The organism is Bifidobacterium catenulatum DSM 16992 = JCM 1194 = LMG 11043 (assembly GCF_001025195.1).
GTDB classification, from domain to species: Bacteria; Actinomycetota; Actinomycetes; order Actinomycetales; family Bifidobacteriaceae; genus Bifidobacterium; species Bifidobacterium catenulatum.
On the sequence record NZ_AP012325.1, the window covers coordinates 1,800,532 to 1,816,260 of the forward strand.

Annotated in this window: 12 protein-coding genes; 7 read left to right on the forward strand and 5 right to left on the reverse strand. The window is 57.0% G+C overall.

The features are described from left to right. Positions 1–43: 43 nt before the first annotated feature. On the reverse strand, positions 44–970 hold the full coding sequence (locus BBCT_RS07570; protein WP_231858054.1) for a hypothetical protein: 927 nt from the start codon (positions 968–970) through the stop codon (positions 44–46). A gap of 363 nt (positions 971–1,333) precedes the next feature. Between BBCT_RS07570 and BBCT_RS07575 the strand changes: the two genes are divergently transcribed. The 3 genes from BBCT_RS07575 (at position 1,334) to BBCT_RS07585 (ending at position 5,109) form a co-directional block, all read left to right on the forward strand. Then, positions 1,334–3,514: a maltotransferase domain-containing protein gene (locus BBCT_RS07575; protein WP_033512719.1), complete on the forward strand. Its 2,181-nt coding sequence runs from the start codon at positions 1,334–1,336 to the stop codon at positions 3,512–3,514. Positions 3,515–3,654: 140 nt separating this feature from the next. Continuing rightward, on the forward strand, positions 3,655–4,152 hold the full coding sequence (locus tag BBCT_RS07580) for an inorganic diphosphatase (protein WP_003834026.1): 498 nt from the start codon (positions 3,655–3,657) through the stop codon (positions 4,150–4,152). Positions 4,153–4,542: 390 nt separating this feature from the next. Continuing rightward, positions 4,543–5,109 carry a manganese efflux pump MntP gene (locus tag BBCT_RS07585; RefSeq protein WP_003834025.1) on the forward strand — a complete coding sequence of 189 codons (567 nt, stop codon included), beginning with the start codon at positions 4,543–4,545 and terminating at the stop codon, positions 5,107–5,109. A gap of 136 nt (positions 5,110–5,245) precedes the next feature. Here the strand turns inward: BBCT_RS07585 and BBCT_RS07590 are convergent, their stop codons facing one another. Continuing rightward, on the reverse strand, positions 5,246–6,007 hold the full coding sequence (locus BBCT_RS07590; RefSeq protein ID WP_003834024.1) for a hypothetical protein: 762 nt from the start codon (positions 6,005–6,007) through the stop codon (positions 5,246–5,248). A 174-nt stretch (positions 6,008–6,181) separates the two neighbouring features. Between BBCT_RS07590 and BBCT_RS07595 the strand changes: the two genes are divergently transcribed. The 4 genes from BBCT_RS07595 (at position 6,182) to valS (ending at position 12,219) form a co-directional block, all read left to right on the forward strand. Then, positions 6,182–6,943, forward strand: a complete 762-nt coding sequence (locus tag BBCT_RS07595) for a winged helix-turn-helix transcriptional regulator (protein WP_033512720.1) — start codon at positions 6,182–6,184, stop codon at positions 6,941–6,943. Positions 6,944–7,112: 169 nt separating this feature from the next. Continuing rightward, a complete protein-coding gene (gene nth, locus BBCT_RS07600; protein WP_003834019.1) occupies positions 7,113–7,742 on the forward strand; it encodes an endonuclease III in 630 nt (209 codons plus the stop codon). Positions 7,743–7,843: 101 nt separating this feature from the next. After that, positions 7,844–9,406, forward strand: a complete 1,563-nt coding sequence (locus BBCT_RS07605; protein WP_003834017.1) for an ABC transporter substrate-binding protein — start codon at positions 7,844–7,846, stop codon at positions 9,404–9,406. Between the two features lie 80 nt (positions 9,407–9,486). Continuing rightward, on the forward strand, positions 9,487–12,219 hold the full coding sequence (gene valS / locus BBCT_RS07610) for a valine--tRNA ligase (protein WP_003834014.1): 2,733 nt from the start codon (positions 9,487–9,489) through the stop codon (positions 12,217–12,219). A 402-nt stretch (positions 12,220–12,621) separates the two neighbouring features. On the opposite strand, the gene BBCT_RS07615 is transcribed toward valS, so the two are convergent. The 3 genes from BBCT_RS07615 to BBCT_RS07625 all read right to left on the reverse strand — a co-directional run bounded on the left by BBCT_RS07615 (position 12,622) and on the right by BBCT_RS07625 (position 15,569). Beyond that, entirely contained in the window at positions 12,622–14,556 is a 1,935-nt protein-coding gene (locus tag BBCT_RS07615; RefSeq protein ID WP_231858055.1) for a hypothetical protein, read from the reverse strand. A gap of 98 nt (positions 14,557–14,654) precedes the next feature. Next, positions 14,655–15,068 (reverse strand): chorismate mutase, encoded by a 414-nt coding sequence (locus BBCT_RS07620; RefSeq protein WP_003834010.1) that lies wholly within the window; start codon positions 15,066–15,068, stop codon positions 14,655–14,657. A 24-nt stretch (positions 15,069–15,092) separates the two neighbouring features. After that, entirely contained in the window at positions 15,093–15,569 is a 477-nt protein-coding gene (locus BBCT_RS07625; protein WP_003834009.1) for an Lrp/AsnC family transcriptional regulator, read from the reverse strand. Between the last annotated feature and the right edge of the window lie 160 nt (positions 15,570–15,729).

Here is a 15,729-nt window from a genome sequence, read left to right on the forward strand (position 1 = left end):
GCCTCCATGAAGCGTCATCATCGCCACCTATCATCGCCACCTATCATCGTCGACGAACGGCATATAGCATGAACGCCCCACAGCACATCACAGCAGCCGCCAAACCCAACACCAGCCCCATCGGACTTCCTGTCTGCGGCATTTCCCGCTCGGGAGCATAAAGGTTGTCGACATCGAACGTCAACAGGCTATCCTCACGTTCCACCACATCGTTCAGCACCATCATTTTCTGCGCGGTGACGGCCTCATCCAATCCTACGGACTGGTATCCGACCTTGATATTGACCTCACCGGCGCCCGTTGCATGCCAATACACGGTGGTTCCCTCCAGTTCGGCCCAGCCGACTGCCGTGGGCTCGTCATCTTCGTCGAACACGGCCGGACCTTCGATCGTCGCCGTAAATACGCCTTCAACCGGCTGTCCACTCGCATCCAGCAACTGCACGAACAGGCTTCCGGACCGCAATCCCTGCCGATCATCACGCGTCACCATCGAAGAAACCGGCAGCTTGTTCGCAGCCTCCTCCCAAAGCTCGTTGACCTTGCTTTCCAGCCCGTCCATCACTGAAAAGAGGTATTGCTCATGCTTGGCCCACACCTTTTGGTCATCATAGTTGCGGTGCACCAGCACGCCGATCGCCGCATACGTGAGCACCGGTTCCCCGTCATGTTGATATTCGGACAGCAGCCATGCAAGGCGCCGCGCCGCTTCCGTATTTTCCACGGTGGTGGTTTCAGTCACCTTATAGTCGGTCATGCTTTCTATTTGCCGGCAATAATAGAATTTGCCTGATCTCGATTCCGCGTTCACCCCGATCACATACGGTTTTCCATCAAGAAAATAGTTGTAATGCTTGCCGTTCGCGCGTAGCAGCTGTTCGGCGGCCAGCGCTGCCGGGCATGTCATCGCTACGATTATGGCGCAGGCCGCCAATACCGCGGCCAGAATCGCAAGCATACGTCGCTTCATAACATTCATTGCATCGTCCTTTCGATATGCACGTCGTTGTTACCGTGATTCAACAGACTTGCATACTTGCGATTACCACATGGTCTTTTTCAAGGGTTGTGGTCGGAGGACGTATTTTTCGGCATTTTGTGGATAACTTTGCCTGTTGAAAACCGCGACTTATCCACAAAAAACGTTTTGCCAAACTTAAGTCAAGAAGTTACCCACAAAGGGCGGAAAATCGCTGGCCAGAAGATAGTTCACCAAATCCACCTTTTCTCCTCTATAATCGGCGTTATGGCAGAAGAAGATAAGAGCGCGGAACCGCGCACCACAACCAAGCAATCAACCATCAAGAGGACGACCGCTAAGGTGGAGTCATCAATGTCTCAGACGCCTAACAAGCGCACTGCCGCCAAAAAGCCTACGGCATCCACCGCTCGCAAGCGCACCGCCAAGGCGAAGACCGCCTCACCGCAAGCCGTAGGCGAAGCCCCAGCTCCCGTCATCGAACGCACCAGCCCCGAACAGTTCGGCCGCGTGAACGTGCTCGACATCACCCCGAACGTTGAGAACGGCCTGTTCCCAGCACGCGTGGAGCTCGGCGAAGCATTCAACGTCACCGCACAAGTGTTCATCGAAGGCCGTACCAAGGCCGGAGCGACCGTGTCCGTGCGCAGCGCACGCGGCCGCGAGGTTGAACGTTTCGCCATGACCTGCACCAATCCGGGTCTCGACCGTTGGGAAGCCATGGTCAAGATCGGCGAGCACAGCGATCTGAAGCCGTGGGATGCCGACTATGCCGCCGTCAAGCGTAAGCTGGGCGAATGGCAGATCGTGGTTGAAGGCTGGGAAGACACCTACCAGTCTTGGCTGCACGACGCCGCCATCAAGGTTGAAGTGAACGACGACGTGGAGAATGCGCTGGAATCCGGCGCACGACTGCTCGCGCGTTGGTCCGACGCGAAGGATTCCAAGCTTTCCGCAGCCGACAAAAAGGTGCTGCGCGACGCCGCCAAGACCATGGAAGACAAGTCGCTGAGCGCCGAAGAGCGTCTCGCTGCAGCCCAGAGCAGCGACATCGAACAGCTGCACGAAACCAACCCGCTGCGCGACGGTCTGTCCGAGTCGAATCCGCAGCGTTTCCGCGTGGAGCGCCCGAAGTCCAGCTTCGCCTCCTGGTATCAGTTCTTCCCACGTTCCGAAGGCGCCTACTACGGCGAAGACGGCAAGATCGTCCCCGGCAACCTCAAGACGTCGGTCGCCGGCTTGGAACGTGCCGCAGCCGAAGGCTTCAACATTGTGTATTTGCCGCCGATCTTCCCGATTGGCGTGACCAACCGCAAGGGACGCAACAATTCCCTGGTAGCCGGCCCGAACGATCCGGGCTCCCCGTTCGGCATCGGTTCCGAACTGGGTGGCCACGACACCGTTGACCCGCAGCTTGGCACCATGGACGATTTCAAGGCATTCTGCGAGCGCGCCCACGAGCTGGGCTTGGAAATCGCGCTTGATTTTGCCCTGCAGTGCTCTCCTGACCACCCGTGGGTCAAGGCACATCCGAACTGGTTCCGCACCAAGCCGGACGGCACCATCGCATTCGCCGAGAATCCGCCAAAAAAGTATCAGGATATTTACCCAATCGACTTCAATGCCGACATGGAAGGCATCGAAAAAGAAGTCGAACGCATTATGGATCTGTGGGTCAAGGCGGGTGTGACGATCTTCCGCGTTGACAATCCTCACACCAAGCCGGTGCGTTTCTGGCAGGATGTGATCGCCGCCGTTACGAAGAAGCATCCGGAAGTGCTATTCCTCGCTGAGGCGTTCACCCGCCCGGGCATGATGCGCGCGCTGAGCTATGTGGGCTTCACGCAGTCGCACTGCTACTTCCCGTGGCGCAACACCAAGGAAGAGCTCGAAGAGTACTTCGAAGAGACCAACGGCGATGGCGGCTTCTACCAGCACAACACGTTCTGGCCTACCACTCCGGATATTCTCACCGCCTACCTGCGAGACAACGGCATCGCCGGTCACGCGGTGCGTGCGGTGCTCGCCGCTATGGGTAGCCCGAGCTGGGGTATTTACAACGGCTACGAGCTAATCGAAAACAAGCAGCGTCCGGGCTTCGAAGAGCAGATCGACAATGAGAAGTACGAAGTCAAGGTGCGCGATTGGGACAGCACCGAAAAGTACGGTATCGCCGAACTGCTGACTTCACTCAACAAGATTCGTGACACTCACCCGGCATGCCGCAGCTACCACAATCTGCACATTCTGCCGAGCGACGATGCGGGCGTGATTGCATTCCTGCGCCAGACCCCGGCCGAGCTGACCGGCACCGGCAAGGCAGACACGGTGATTGTGATCGTAAACCTTGACGGCCACAACGCGCACCAGTCCATCGTGCATGTGGAGCTTGGCGACTTCGGTTTCGCCACCGACAAGCCGCTCAAGGTGCATGACGAGCTGACCGGCCGCGACTTCGAATGGGGTTACGACAACTACGTTTCGCTCGCCCCATGGGCCGACGTGGCACACGTGCTGACCGTCGTCGAAGACTGATTTTCAATCGATCTGATTAATCTCGGTCAGCTCAACTAGAAATTCGTTTCGATTCATGCCACAATACCGGTTCCACTTCGGTGGAAAGCGGTATTGTGGTTACTGATAATGTAAACTGCCCAATCTCAAGGAGAAATGACATGGCAGAAACCTTCAACGTCGTGGTGGAAATTCCGCGCGGCTCCAAGAACAAGTACGAAGTGGATCACGAGACCGGCCGCGTGTTCTTGGATCGCACCCTGTTCACTTCCATGGGTTACCCGGATGACTATGGCTACATCGACGGCACTCTGGGTGAGGATGGCGATCCGCTCGACGCACTCGTCATGATTCCGAACTCCGTGTTCCCGGGCTGCGTGGTGGAATGCCGCGCCGTTGGCCTGTACCACATGGTCGACGAGGCTGGCGGAGATGACAAGGTGCTGTGCGTGCCGGCTGACGTGCGTTTCGACGATATCAAGGATGTCGAAGACGTTTCCGAGTACCACAAGGCTGAAATCAAGCACTTCTTCGAGCAGTACAAGGCTCTGGAGCCGGGCAAGGAAGTCCTGCCGGGCGATTACTGGACCGGCGCCGCTAAGGCCGAGGAGGAAATCGTGGCCGCTCGCAAGCGCCTCGCCGAATCCGAAGCTGAGTGATTTCGCCTCTTTCTAGGTAGCGACTTTACGTAAAAAGCCCGTTGACGTATGTACTTACACGTGTCAACGGGCTTTTCGCGTATCCAAACGTCCCAAAACCTCCAGATACTGGAAGAAAACGGACAAAACCATACCCTCCAAGTGTCCGGATTCCTCCAGCGAGTGGAAGAAACAGCCCACAGGCGGGATACACTCATATCACACGCGCATATTCGCTGGGGCCGCTATAGTGAAACACGTAATTCACGGCATGCGAACAGTATTCGCAGAATTCAAAGCCCGCTGGCTGGCGCGGCAGTTCTATGTCGGTACCCCTAGGCGTAGGCGGACGTGAGACTCCGTCGAGGCCCATCCCGTGGGAAACCGGCGGGATGAACCTATATACCAGCTATGTTGGTTCAAATACTATTCATCGCCGTTTCCGTATCTATGGACGCGTTCGCCGTGTCCATCGGCAAAGGCCTCACCGTCAAAAAACTGCGTGGCCTCGACGCGTTCAAAACCGCCCTCTGGTTCGGCGGATTTCAGGCGCTTTTCCCGCTGCTCGGCTATTTCGCCGCGTCCACGTTCAGTAAATACGTGACCGCCGTCGACCATTGGATTATTTTCGGTCTGCTCGCCCTCATCGGCGGCAACATGGTGCGTGAAGCATTCGAAGAGGATGAGGAAAACGCCAAGGAAACCGCTGATTTCGATTGGAAACACATGCTTCCGCTCGCCGTGGCCTGCAGCATCGACGCATTCGCCGTGGGTGTCAGCTTCGCATTCATGACGCTGAACATTTGGATTTCAGTGATCATCATCGGCGTCACCACAGGCCTGTTCTCCGCAGCCGGCCTGTATATCGGCCGCGCATTCGGCTCGCACTGGCAGAAACCCGCACAGATCGCGGGTGGCGTCGTACTCATTCTGATCGGTGTGAAAGTACTGCTGGAACATCTCGGATTCCTCGCATAACAATCGCAAGTCAGATAAAAACAGATATACTACAGCAAAAGCCCGTAATCACACATGATTACGGGCTTTTGCATTACGAATTATTGTAAAAAGATTATTTTCTTATGATTGCTTTCCCACGATTGAAAGAATCGCATTACCAAAGTATGACGTTCGCATACGATGCAAGACCGATCACAATTCCGGAAATCATAACCGGCAGCAGCGCGATGCCGATCCACGGATTCTTGGATTGTGGATCGGGATCGGCATTACGATTCCACCAATACGAGCACGCATCGAGCGCAATGATCAGCAACAGCGACACGATCACGGAGACAGTCCACGCCGGGCTCACGGCAAACTCGGCGGAAGCCGCGTTTTCGCCGGAACGAATCGGCAGCAACGTTGACAAGAAACACCAGCCCGCGCTGCCAATCATGGCAACGCCTTCCACAACATTGTGCGACAGCGAACGAATCAGATGCGTACGGTTCTCACGTGCCATCTGGCGCCCGAACGAAACCACAATCAGCAGGATCAGCAGACCGCCAACACCGGCAATCCAGCCTTCCTGCATCCAAAACGTGTCTTCGTTGCCCAAACCAGCGGGGAAAATCGCACGTCCAAGCATCACCGTCGTGGCACACACCACGGAAAGCAAGCCCGCAACCACGGAAATCACATGACCCACAACACCATCACGGAACGGGTTGAACACGGCAAGCAGCGCAATCATCGCCACGGAAGCCACAACGGTGAACGACACGATTGCAGGCTCTTCCGCATTCCCATAGGAAATGCCGGGAATCAGCGCAAGCACAACCAGCACCACATATGCGGCGATTTGGACGGCAAACACCTTGCCGAACGAGGCTTTCTGAGCCGACTTGACGGCAGCTTTTTCAGAGGCGGTCATTTCGTCCCCTTTTCATGTTTTTCCATAATGTGGTCATTACGTATGCAATACCATTAAATGTAGCCGCAAGTGTCCACATAGTTCAGATAAAATTAGCGAAACGCCGATAACACACAACAAGAGTACAATCGCGGCAACGATACAAAACCAGTCCAAGAGACAAAGGGAGCTGACGTGACGGATCTGACGCTTATGACGTTCGCTAGCGACCCAGCTACCGTGCTTCCTTCTCTGGCGTTGCTTTCCCACCGTGTGCGCGTGCTGCCGATGGATGCGGCGAGTCTGGTGAAAATGCCGGAAAGCACCATTCTTTTCCTTGACGCGCGAGATGACTTGGCCACGGCGAAAACGCTGTGCCGCCTGATTCACGCCTCCGGACTTTCCACGCCAATCGTGCTCATCCTCACCGAGGGCGGATTCACCGTGGTCAATTCGCAGTGGGGCATCGCCGACGTGGTAGTGGCGTCCGCCTCTCCGGCCGAGGTCGAGGGACGTCTTCGCTTGGTGTCGGAGCGTGGCAACTCGCCGGTCAACGCAATGTATGGTTCCGGTGAATCGGGCGTGCAGAACGAAGACGGCATGATCCACTCCGGAGACTTGGTAGTGGATACCAACGGCTACACGGCAAGTCTGCACGGGCATCCAATCGACTTGGCATACAAGGAGTTCGAGCTCCTCAAGTATCTCGTGCAGCATCCGGGGCGCGTGTTCACCCGCGCGCAGCTGCTGCAGGAGGTGTGGGGCTACGACTATTACGGCGGCACCCGTACGGTTGACGTGCATATCCGTCGCCTTCGCGCCAAGTTGGGCGGCGAATACGAGCATGTGATCGGTACTGTGCGCAATGTCGGCTATCGTTTCGACCCTCCCGAAGAGGAAGAGAGCGAAGCTGCAGCTAAGGATGCCGCGGCCCGTAACGCTTCGAACGAAGGCTGATTTTCTTACTATCCGCTTGTTTTTCAGACGATTTGCAATACTTGCGATTGTTGCAATTGTCTGCGATTTGGCTGTCGGCTATTTCACTTTCGTGCGTGCGGTTGCACTATTCATGCGACGGTAGACTGGTAACGTGCCCAAGGAATCGAAACAAGCGCGACTGTCACGCATGCATCAGGAATACGCAGTATTGTGCGAGGAGATTCCGCATCCGAAGTGCGCGCTGAATTTTTCGAATCCTTTTGAATTGCTGGTGGCGACCGTACTGAGCGCACAAACCACCGACAAGCGGGTGAATATGGTCACGCCGGAATTATTCGACGAATATCCGGGACCAGACGCACTTGCGAGCGCCAATCCCGAACATGTGGAAAGCATCATTCATTCCATCGGATTTCATCATACGAAAGCAAAGAATATCATCGGACTTTCTTACGCATTGTGCGAACGGTTCGATGGCGAAGTGCCGCAAAATATGGACTCTTTGACAAGTCTGCCAGGCGTGGGGCGCAAAACCGCGAATGTGGTGCTTGGGAATGCTTTTGGCATGCCGGGTTTTCCTGTTGACACTCATGTGATTCGTGTGACCGGTCGACTGCGCTGGCGTTCTGATTGGGCGAGCGGCTCTCCTGACCCCAAGGCCATTGAACGTGAGATCACCGCATGCTTCCCGCCCGAGGAGTGGACAGATCTGTCTCACAGGCTGATACTGCACGGTCGTGCCATATGCCATGCTCGCAAGCCGGACTGCCTGAACTGCCCGCTTAACGACACCTGTCCCAGCGCATTCGCAGCGTAGTTCCGTATCGGACCTTCCAACGGGGGGTTCTCCCACCCACTGGAACAATAACCCCGTAGATGCAGCACCCGCTGTAGCACGTGTCAACTAGACTCGGCAGCATGGAAGACACCATGGAAGAAGAAAACGGGCGTGAAGCCAAGCTAAAAGCCGAAATCACGCGGTGGCTGGTCTTTTTCGGCGTCGCCATCATGCTCAGCGTCATGACCTGGCTGGGCTGGTCGCTGACAAACCGCAAAAATCCGATCACCTCCTTCACCACGCTCGTTTCAGATTCCTCCGTGGCCATCGGCATTCAGGGCAGCGCGCCGGAATCGCTTGACATTCGCAGCGAACAGGGCACTGCAATAGAGCAGGCGCTGCTCGAAAACGTGTACGAGACCTTGGTATCACGCAGCGAAACGAACAAACTGCAGCCGTCAATCGCCAAATCATGGCAGATTTCCGACGACGGACTGACCTACACGTTCACGCTCAACACCAACATGACCTTCGCCAACGGGCATAAACTCGACTCGTCGGACGTAGTCTGGTCGTTGCAAAACGTCATCAACAATAATTACGTGGGTGCCGACCAGCTCGGCGATCTCAAGGAAATCACCAATCCTGACGAAAACACAGTAGTCATCGCGCTTAATCAGCCAAATCCAAGGCTTTTGCGCGCGCTCAGCGAGCGTGCCGGCATCGTCTATGACGAGGAAAGCAAGGCGAATTACAGTAAAAAGTCCGTGGGATCGGGCCCGTTCACCGTGGCGAGCATGTCGAAATCGCAGATCGTGCTGCAACGCAACGACTCGTATTGGGGCACCAAAGCCGCAGCATCGCAAATAACGCTGTATTACTACGCTTCCGAAGATTCCCTGGTCAGCGCCATGGAAGCCAAGAAAATCAGCATGGCATTGCCGTTGAGCGCATCAGCGGCGGACGAGCTCAACCAGCAAAGCGGCATCAATTCCGACAGCGGCATCAGCTTCGACAAAGTGATGCTCGCCTTCAACAACGGCACCGAAAGTCCATTCTCCGACGAGCAGATCCGTAAAATGACACGGTACGCCATCGACGCCCAATCCATAGCCAAAGACGCTCCGGACGCCTATTCGCCGCTCGGCGGTCCGATCAGCCCGCTGGAAGACGGCTATGAGGACTTAAGCGAACTGTTCCCATACAATCTTGAACAGGGCCAGCAGATGCGCAGCTATTTCGGTGCCTCCTATATCGCCGACATCGATCTGTTGGTGCCCAAGAAATACGAGCAGATCGGCAATACCGTGAAATCGGCGATCGAACAGCTCAATATCGGCGTCAATCTGGAAGTGCTTGATTCCGCGGCACAAGTCACGGAACGCATGAATGCCGGCACGTACAATGTTGCGCTCACCACCATGAGCGGCGAAAACGATGCGAGCGTATTCACCGACGGCCAAAGCATGTTCCATTTCGAAAATGGCGATGCGCAGCAAGCATATGCGGATGCGATGGCGGCCACCAACGACAACGATTATCAGGATCGCATGCGCACGTATGCACGTACCGTCAGCGAGAACGCGGCAAGCGACTGGCTGTACACGCGTAAGAATTTCATTGCGGCAAGCGACCAGTTGCAGGGATATCAGAAAAATCTGACCGACCGGCTGCTTCCGTTAAGCAGAATAAAACTGCACTGATTTTTCTGCGATTATTTCGCGATTTCGGCATTCGGTTGCAGTTCCGTAAGTTGTCACATTCGCTTTCTAGACTAGCGTTTATGACTGAAAGCCAAGATAATACCATCAACGCGAACCTCACGCCGCTGCCCGACAAGGTCGGCGTGGACGGTCTCGAAGATAAGTGGCGCGGAGTCTGGGACGAAAACGAAGTCTACAAGTTCCAGGGCACCCGCGACCGCAAGGCCGTCTATTCCATTGACACCCCGCCGCCCACCGTTTCCGGCCACCTGCACGTGGGCCACGTGTTCTCGTACACGCATACCGATGTGATCGCGCGATTCAAGCGCATGAACGGCTACGATGTGTTCTATCCGATGGGCTGGGACGACAACGGTCTGCCGACCGAACGCCGTGTGCAGAACTATTACGGCGTGCGCGTGGACACCTCCCTCAAGTACGACCCGAATTTCGTGCCGCCGTTCGAAGGTACCGATGGCAAGAAGATCGACGCCAAGGATCAGGTTCCGATCTCCCGTAAGAACTTCATCGAACTGTGCGAAAAGCTCACCGCTCAGGATGAGAAGCAGTTCGAGGCGCTGTGGCGTTCCCTCGGCCTGTCCATTGACTGGACGCAGACCTACCACACCATCGGCGAACACCCGCAGCGCGTGGCGCAGAAGGCATTCCTGCGCAATCTGGCCCGCGGTGAAGCGTACCAGAAAGATGCTCCGGGCCTGTGGGACGTGACCTTCCAGACCGCAGTGGCTCAGGCCGAACTGGAATCCCGCGAATACCCGGGCTTCTACCACAAGGTGGCATTCCGTTTCGAAGACGGCACTCCGATCTACATCGAAACCACCCGTCCGGAACTGCTGGCGGCCTGCGGCGCACTGATCGCACATCCGGACGACGAGCGTTACAAGCAGTATTTCGGCCAGTACGTCTATTCCCCGCTGTTCCATGTGAAGGTGCCGATTTTGGCGCACAAGGCCGCGGAAATGGACAAGGGCGCCGGCATCGCCATGTGCTGTACGTTCGGCGACGTGACCGACGTCGAATGGTGGCGCGATCTGAACCTGCCGTTGCGTTCCATCATCCAGCGCAACGGACGCATCGTCATGGACACCCCGGATTGGATCGAAGACGAGGAAGGCAAGCGTGTCTTCCAGGAGACCGCCGGCAAGACGACGTTCTCCGCACGCAAGGTTATCGTCGACGCACTGCGCGAATCCGGTGATCTTGACGGTGAGCCGACTCCGACCAAGCGTATGACGAACTTCTATGAGAAGGGCGACAAGCCGCTCGAAATCGTCACTTCCCGCCAGTGGTACCTCAAGAACGGCGGCACCGATCAGCAGCTGAACGCCGAGCTGATCGAACGTGGACGCGAACTGAACTTCCACCCCGATTTCATGCGCGTGCGTTACGAAAACTGGGTGAACGGTCTGAATGGCGATTGGCTGATCTCCCGTCAACGCTTCTTCGGCGTGCCGTTCCCGCTGTGGTATCCGGTGAATGAAGATGGCACCGCCGATTACGATCATCCGATCGTGCCGAGCGAGGATCGTCTGCCGATCGATCCGACCGACGATGTGCCGGAAGGCTATAGCGAAGACCAGCGCGATGTGCCTGGCGGCTTTACCGCAGAGCCTGACATTATGGATACGTGGGCGACCTCGTCGCTCACCCCGCAGATCGTGACCCGTTGGGAAGAGCCAGGTGAAGAGAACCAGGCGATTTTCAATGCCACGTTCCCGATGGATCTGCGCCCGCAGGGTCAGGACATCATCCGTACTTGGCTGTTCTCTACCGTGGATCGCGCGCATCTTGAGAACAAGTGTCTGCCGTGGGCCAATGCCACCCTGTCTGGCTGGATTCTCGATCCGGACCACAAGAAGATGTCGAAGTCCAAGGGCAACGTGGTCGTGCCAGACAAGCCGATCAAGCAGTTCGGTGCCGACGCGGTGCGTTATTGGGCCGCTGCGGCACGTTTGGGCCTGGATGCCACCTACGACGAAGGCCAGATGAAGATCGGCCGCCGTTTGGCCATCAAGTTGCTCAACGCCACCAAGTTCGCGCTGGCCATCGGCCGTGAGGATGAGAACCATCATGTGGGCGCTCCGGCAACCGCAAGCTGGAACCCTGCCGACGTGACCGAGCCGCTGGACCGCGCAGCCATGGCCAAGATGGCCCTCGTGGTGCGCGAAGCCACCGAAAGCCTCAACAACTACGAGCATTCCAAGGCTTTGGAAGTCATCGAGAACTACTTCTGGCAGTTCTGCGACGATTACATCGAACTGGTTAAGAACCGCGCATACGGCACCGCTGACGCCACCGGCCGCGTGCCAAGCGAGAAGGCTGTGAAGTCCGCCCGCACCGCGCTGGGACTGGGCTTGGATGCCTTCGCACGCCTGCTAGCACCGTACCTGCCTTACGCCACCGAAGAAGTGTGGAGCTGGATGCATGAGGGCGAAGGCTCCGTGCACCACGCCGCATGGCCGAAGGCTGAAACGTACGATGCAGCCGCCGCAGCCGTCTCCCCGGAGCTGCTCACCCATGCCGGTGAAGCTCTGGCCGCGCTGCGTGGCATCAAGTCGAAGGCCAAGGTTTCGATGAAGACTCCAATCCTTTCCGTGCAGCTGGGCGTTTCCGACGAGGCACGCAAGTCCATCGAAAGCGCATTGGACGATATCGCCGAAGCTGGGCGTGTGACCGGACCGATCTCCTTCACCTCGCCTGCAGCAGCCGAAGGCGAGGACGAGGCCGCCACCGACGTGACAATCGCTGAAAGCGAGCTGGGCGAGCCGCCGGCAAAGAAACCTAAGAAGTAATCTTCTGAAATCATATCGGCCGGTGGTTCTCACGGGACTGCCGGCTGACGGTAAAGCCTCCTTTTGGATTGCCCCGCATTGCGGATTTCGGTATCGCAAAAGGAGGTTTTATCGTATTCTTATGCTTTTGGCGAGATATGACGGGCATATGAACCCCGTATTCGAAAAACCGGAAAATCACATTCCCTGCCAGAGTATGTACCCCCGTACTCGAAAAAGCCGCATTCCCGATGCGCAATCGCAGTCAACGCACGAAAGAGGGCATCAAAGCGGCGTTCCAAGCCGAAATACGTACCCCCGTATCCGAAAAAACCGGGAAAACCAATCCAAATCGCTCTTATTCATGAACGGGGGCCGCGCCAAAACAACCACAAATCGCACCCGCCGGCGGAAACAGCCAATCTACAGTATCGGAACAGCCAGCAAATACTGCGCGACGCCAGTCGCCTTTGCGGAGCCAGCCGACAGTCCAGATTGCATCGCACCGTCCAAAATCTCGGCCGCGGCAGCCAACTCAACCGTCTCGTCGATCAAATCGCCATTATTTGGCGCAAACTCGCCTTTCGACAAACCGTAGCCCGAAATCGGCATCGAGCCGGCGGATTCGGAACCGCCATCCGAAGCGGCGGAATCGCCCTTCTTTGTGGAGCCATCCACTCCCCCAACCTTCGCCACGTTCTTCGACGTGGCGTCCGCGGCCGCGCCGAATGACGGACGCAATCCACCCGCATAGCTCATCACATCGTCCATGCTGATGGCATTCTTGTCGTCAACCAAGCTGGAGGAATCGGTGGCATCGCCCTTGGCCTGCACCCGTTCCGCCTTGCGCTGAGCCTTGACGCGCGACTTCTCGGCCTTCGCGCACAACGCACGCCCAGCCGAAACGGCACGCATTGAAGCAAGCACCGAAAAACCGTCAGCAGCGTTGGAATCCGATGTCTCGTCATCCGAATCCAGCTGATCAGCAAACCGCACGATGATCTGATGGAATGCGCCGGCCTGCCCGATGTGCTCGCTAGCGTCCGCCAACGCGGTCATCGCGGCGGAGACCTTGTCGGATGCGGTTTTGAGCTTCTCATTGCTCTTGATGCCGGCACGCACGTCGGCGATCGCCTGGTTTTCGTATTCGGACGCGGTGCCGGTGGTGGCGCCCAGTTCCTTGAGTCGAGCCGTGTATGCGTCGGTGAAGTCCATCGAATACGGAATCATCGCGGAGGACAGCTGTGACTGGCCGACGCTGTAATCCTTGGAGCCGCGCTGCTGCTCCTCACCCGCGCGTTTGCCTAGCTCTCTCACCAGCCCGGATGTGCCGCGCTGCTCGATGGTGCGGATCACCTCGTCGACCGCATCAGCGGCACCAATATGTCGGTAAGCGGCGCTCACGTCGTTGACGGCGTTGGCAAGATCCGCCACGGACTTGGCTACGGGGGTGTCGCCGTTCAGCTCGGATGCGGTGCCGAGAATGGCGGACAGCTGCGTGGAATTGCCGAGTGAGCCGGACAGATGCGTGGTATACGAGCCGACGTACGCCTCGACATAGGTGTCGAACGCCTGCTCATGCGCTTTGGAACGCGTTGAGATAGTCTGTTTAGCGATCGCTTTTTCGTTGTCCCGAAGCTTTTCCAGTTGAGAAATGAGCTTGCGATTGCGCTGCGAACCAACGTTGGTCAACCCGTCCACCAGCGTCGCCGCACGCTTGGTGAGATCAGGCAGCGATTGGCCGGCATCGCCATCCACCGCGGCGACGGCCAGTGAGCTCATGGAGAAGCGATTCGCCGTCACATACGTGTTAAATGTCAGATCCTCACCGGGTTTGCCGGCTGCGGCCACCAGTGTCGAGGTGTTGTCCGACGAAACGGCCACACCGTCGTCAGCGGTCACGTCATTGCCGACGCGGCTGGGGATGGTGAAAGCGACAATCGGCGTCAAATCGGCCGTTTTATCGGCATCAACGGCATGCAGGGTGATACGCACGCCAACCATTCCGGAAGCGCCGGAAATTTCGGAAGCGCTCACATTGGGACCGTCAAGAGTGAATGTGGCGGACACTTTCCACGGCATTGACACAGTGCCTTTGGGAACGCGCTGTGATGCGTGCGATGCAGAAGTTCCGCTTTGGGTCAGGAAAAGACGGCCAGGCTTGTCGATGGATTCATACGCGCTCATCACGTCACTTTGCGTCGCCTCGACCGCATATTGCCTGTTCTGCCGCACGGCCGTCGCCACGTTGACCGCATCGACGGCCGCGACCGGAATCGCGGCGACAAGCGCCACAGCAGTAGCTGCGGAAAGATGGCGACGGACGTCCCGTGGATGAATCGTAAGTGCGTGACGCATGCCGGACCTCGCAATCGCAATCGTAATTCCATTCCAAAGCATTCAATGTAATGCCCGGCATGCCCCGAAATACTTGTTTTCCGCCGAAAACAGACAGGTCAGGCGAATACGTCGAGCACGCCCGGATCTTCACCGTTTTCGGCAATGCGCTTATGCCTACGCTTGGCTTCGGTCACCACGAATTCGCGATACATTTCGGCGATCTCAGGGTCAAGACCCGCGTCGACGGCAATGCGATGCAGACGTTCAATCTGGTAGTTCTCACGCTTGTGATCGGCCGGTGCAAAGCCTGCACGCGCCTTCAGCACGCCCACTTGGGACGTGTATTTGAAGCGTTCCGCCAGCAGGGAGACGATGGCCGTATCGACATTGTCGATTGACTGGCGCAACGCGGCGATTTTCGCCACGGCGTCGGCGACCTCAGGATTGCTTTGCGCGGTACTCGCATCGATGACGGTTTCGGTTTCGTGTTCTTCTTCTGGCCGAAGCCAGTCGTGTTCGCTATCGCTCATGCATACAAGACTACCGCGCGAATGTCACTTGGAGAAGTACCGTTGCAGCACAATCGTGGTTTCAGTGCTCACCGGCACCGTCTGATGGATGACATTCAGCAGGTCCTCAAGCTTGCCTGGCGAGGCCGCGCGCACCGTCAGCATGTAGCTGGGAGAACCGGCAACGGAATCGCACGACATAATGCCGTCGATATTCTGCAACTTGTCGGGAATCTCGGATTCCTTGGAATAGTCGATCGGCGTCACCGCAATATAGGCGCGCACGGCAAGCCCGCGCCTCTCATCGTCGATGACGGCCTTGTAGCCGAGAATCACATCGCGACGTTCCAACTTCTGTACGCGCGACTGCACCGCGGAAATCGACAGTCCCGTAGCGTCCGAAAGCTGGGACAGCGTGGCGCGGCCATCCTCCTCCAACATGCGGAGAATGGTCTCGTCGATATCGTCGAATTGGGCCACGTTCGCGTGCGTGGTGTCGGGTTCGTTGCCGTTGCCTGTCATACATACCCCTTTCCAACAAGCATTCTGCATCGGCCTGGCGGGACCGACTCCCCTATGCAGCTCACAGTTCGTCCATTACCATACCCACCCCAACACACAATCCGTCAACCGCGTTTTCGTAATATTTCCTACGAATTTCGATTTTCAATCACTTGTCTTT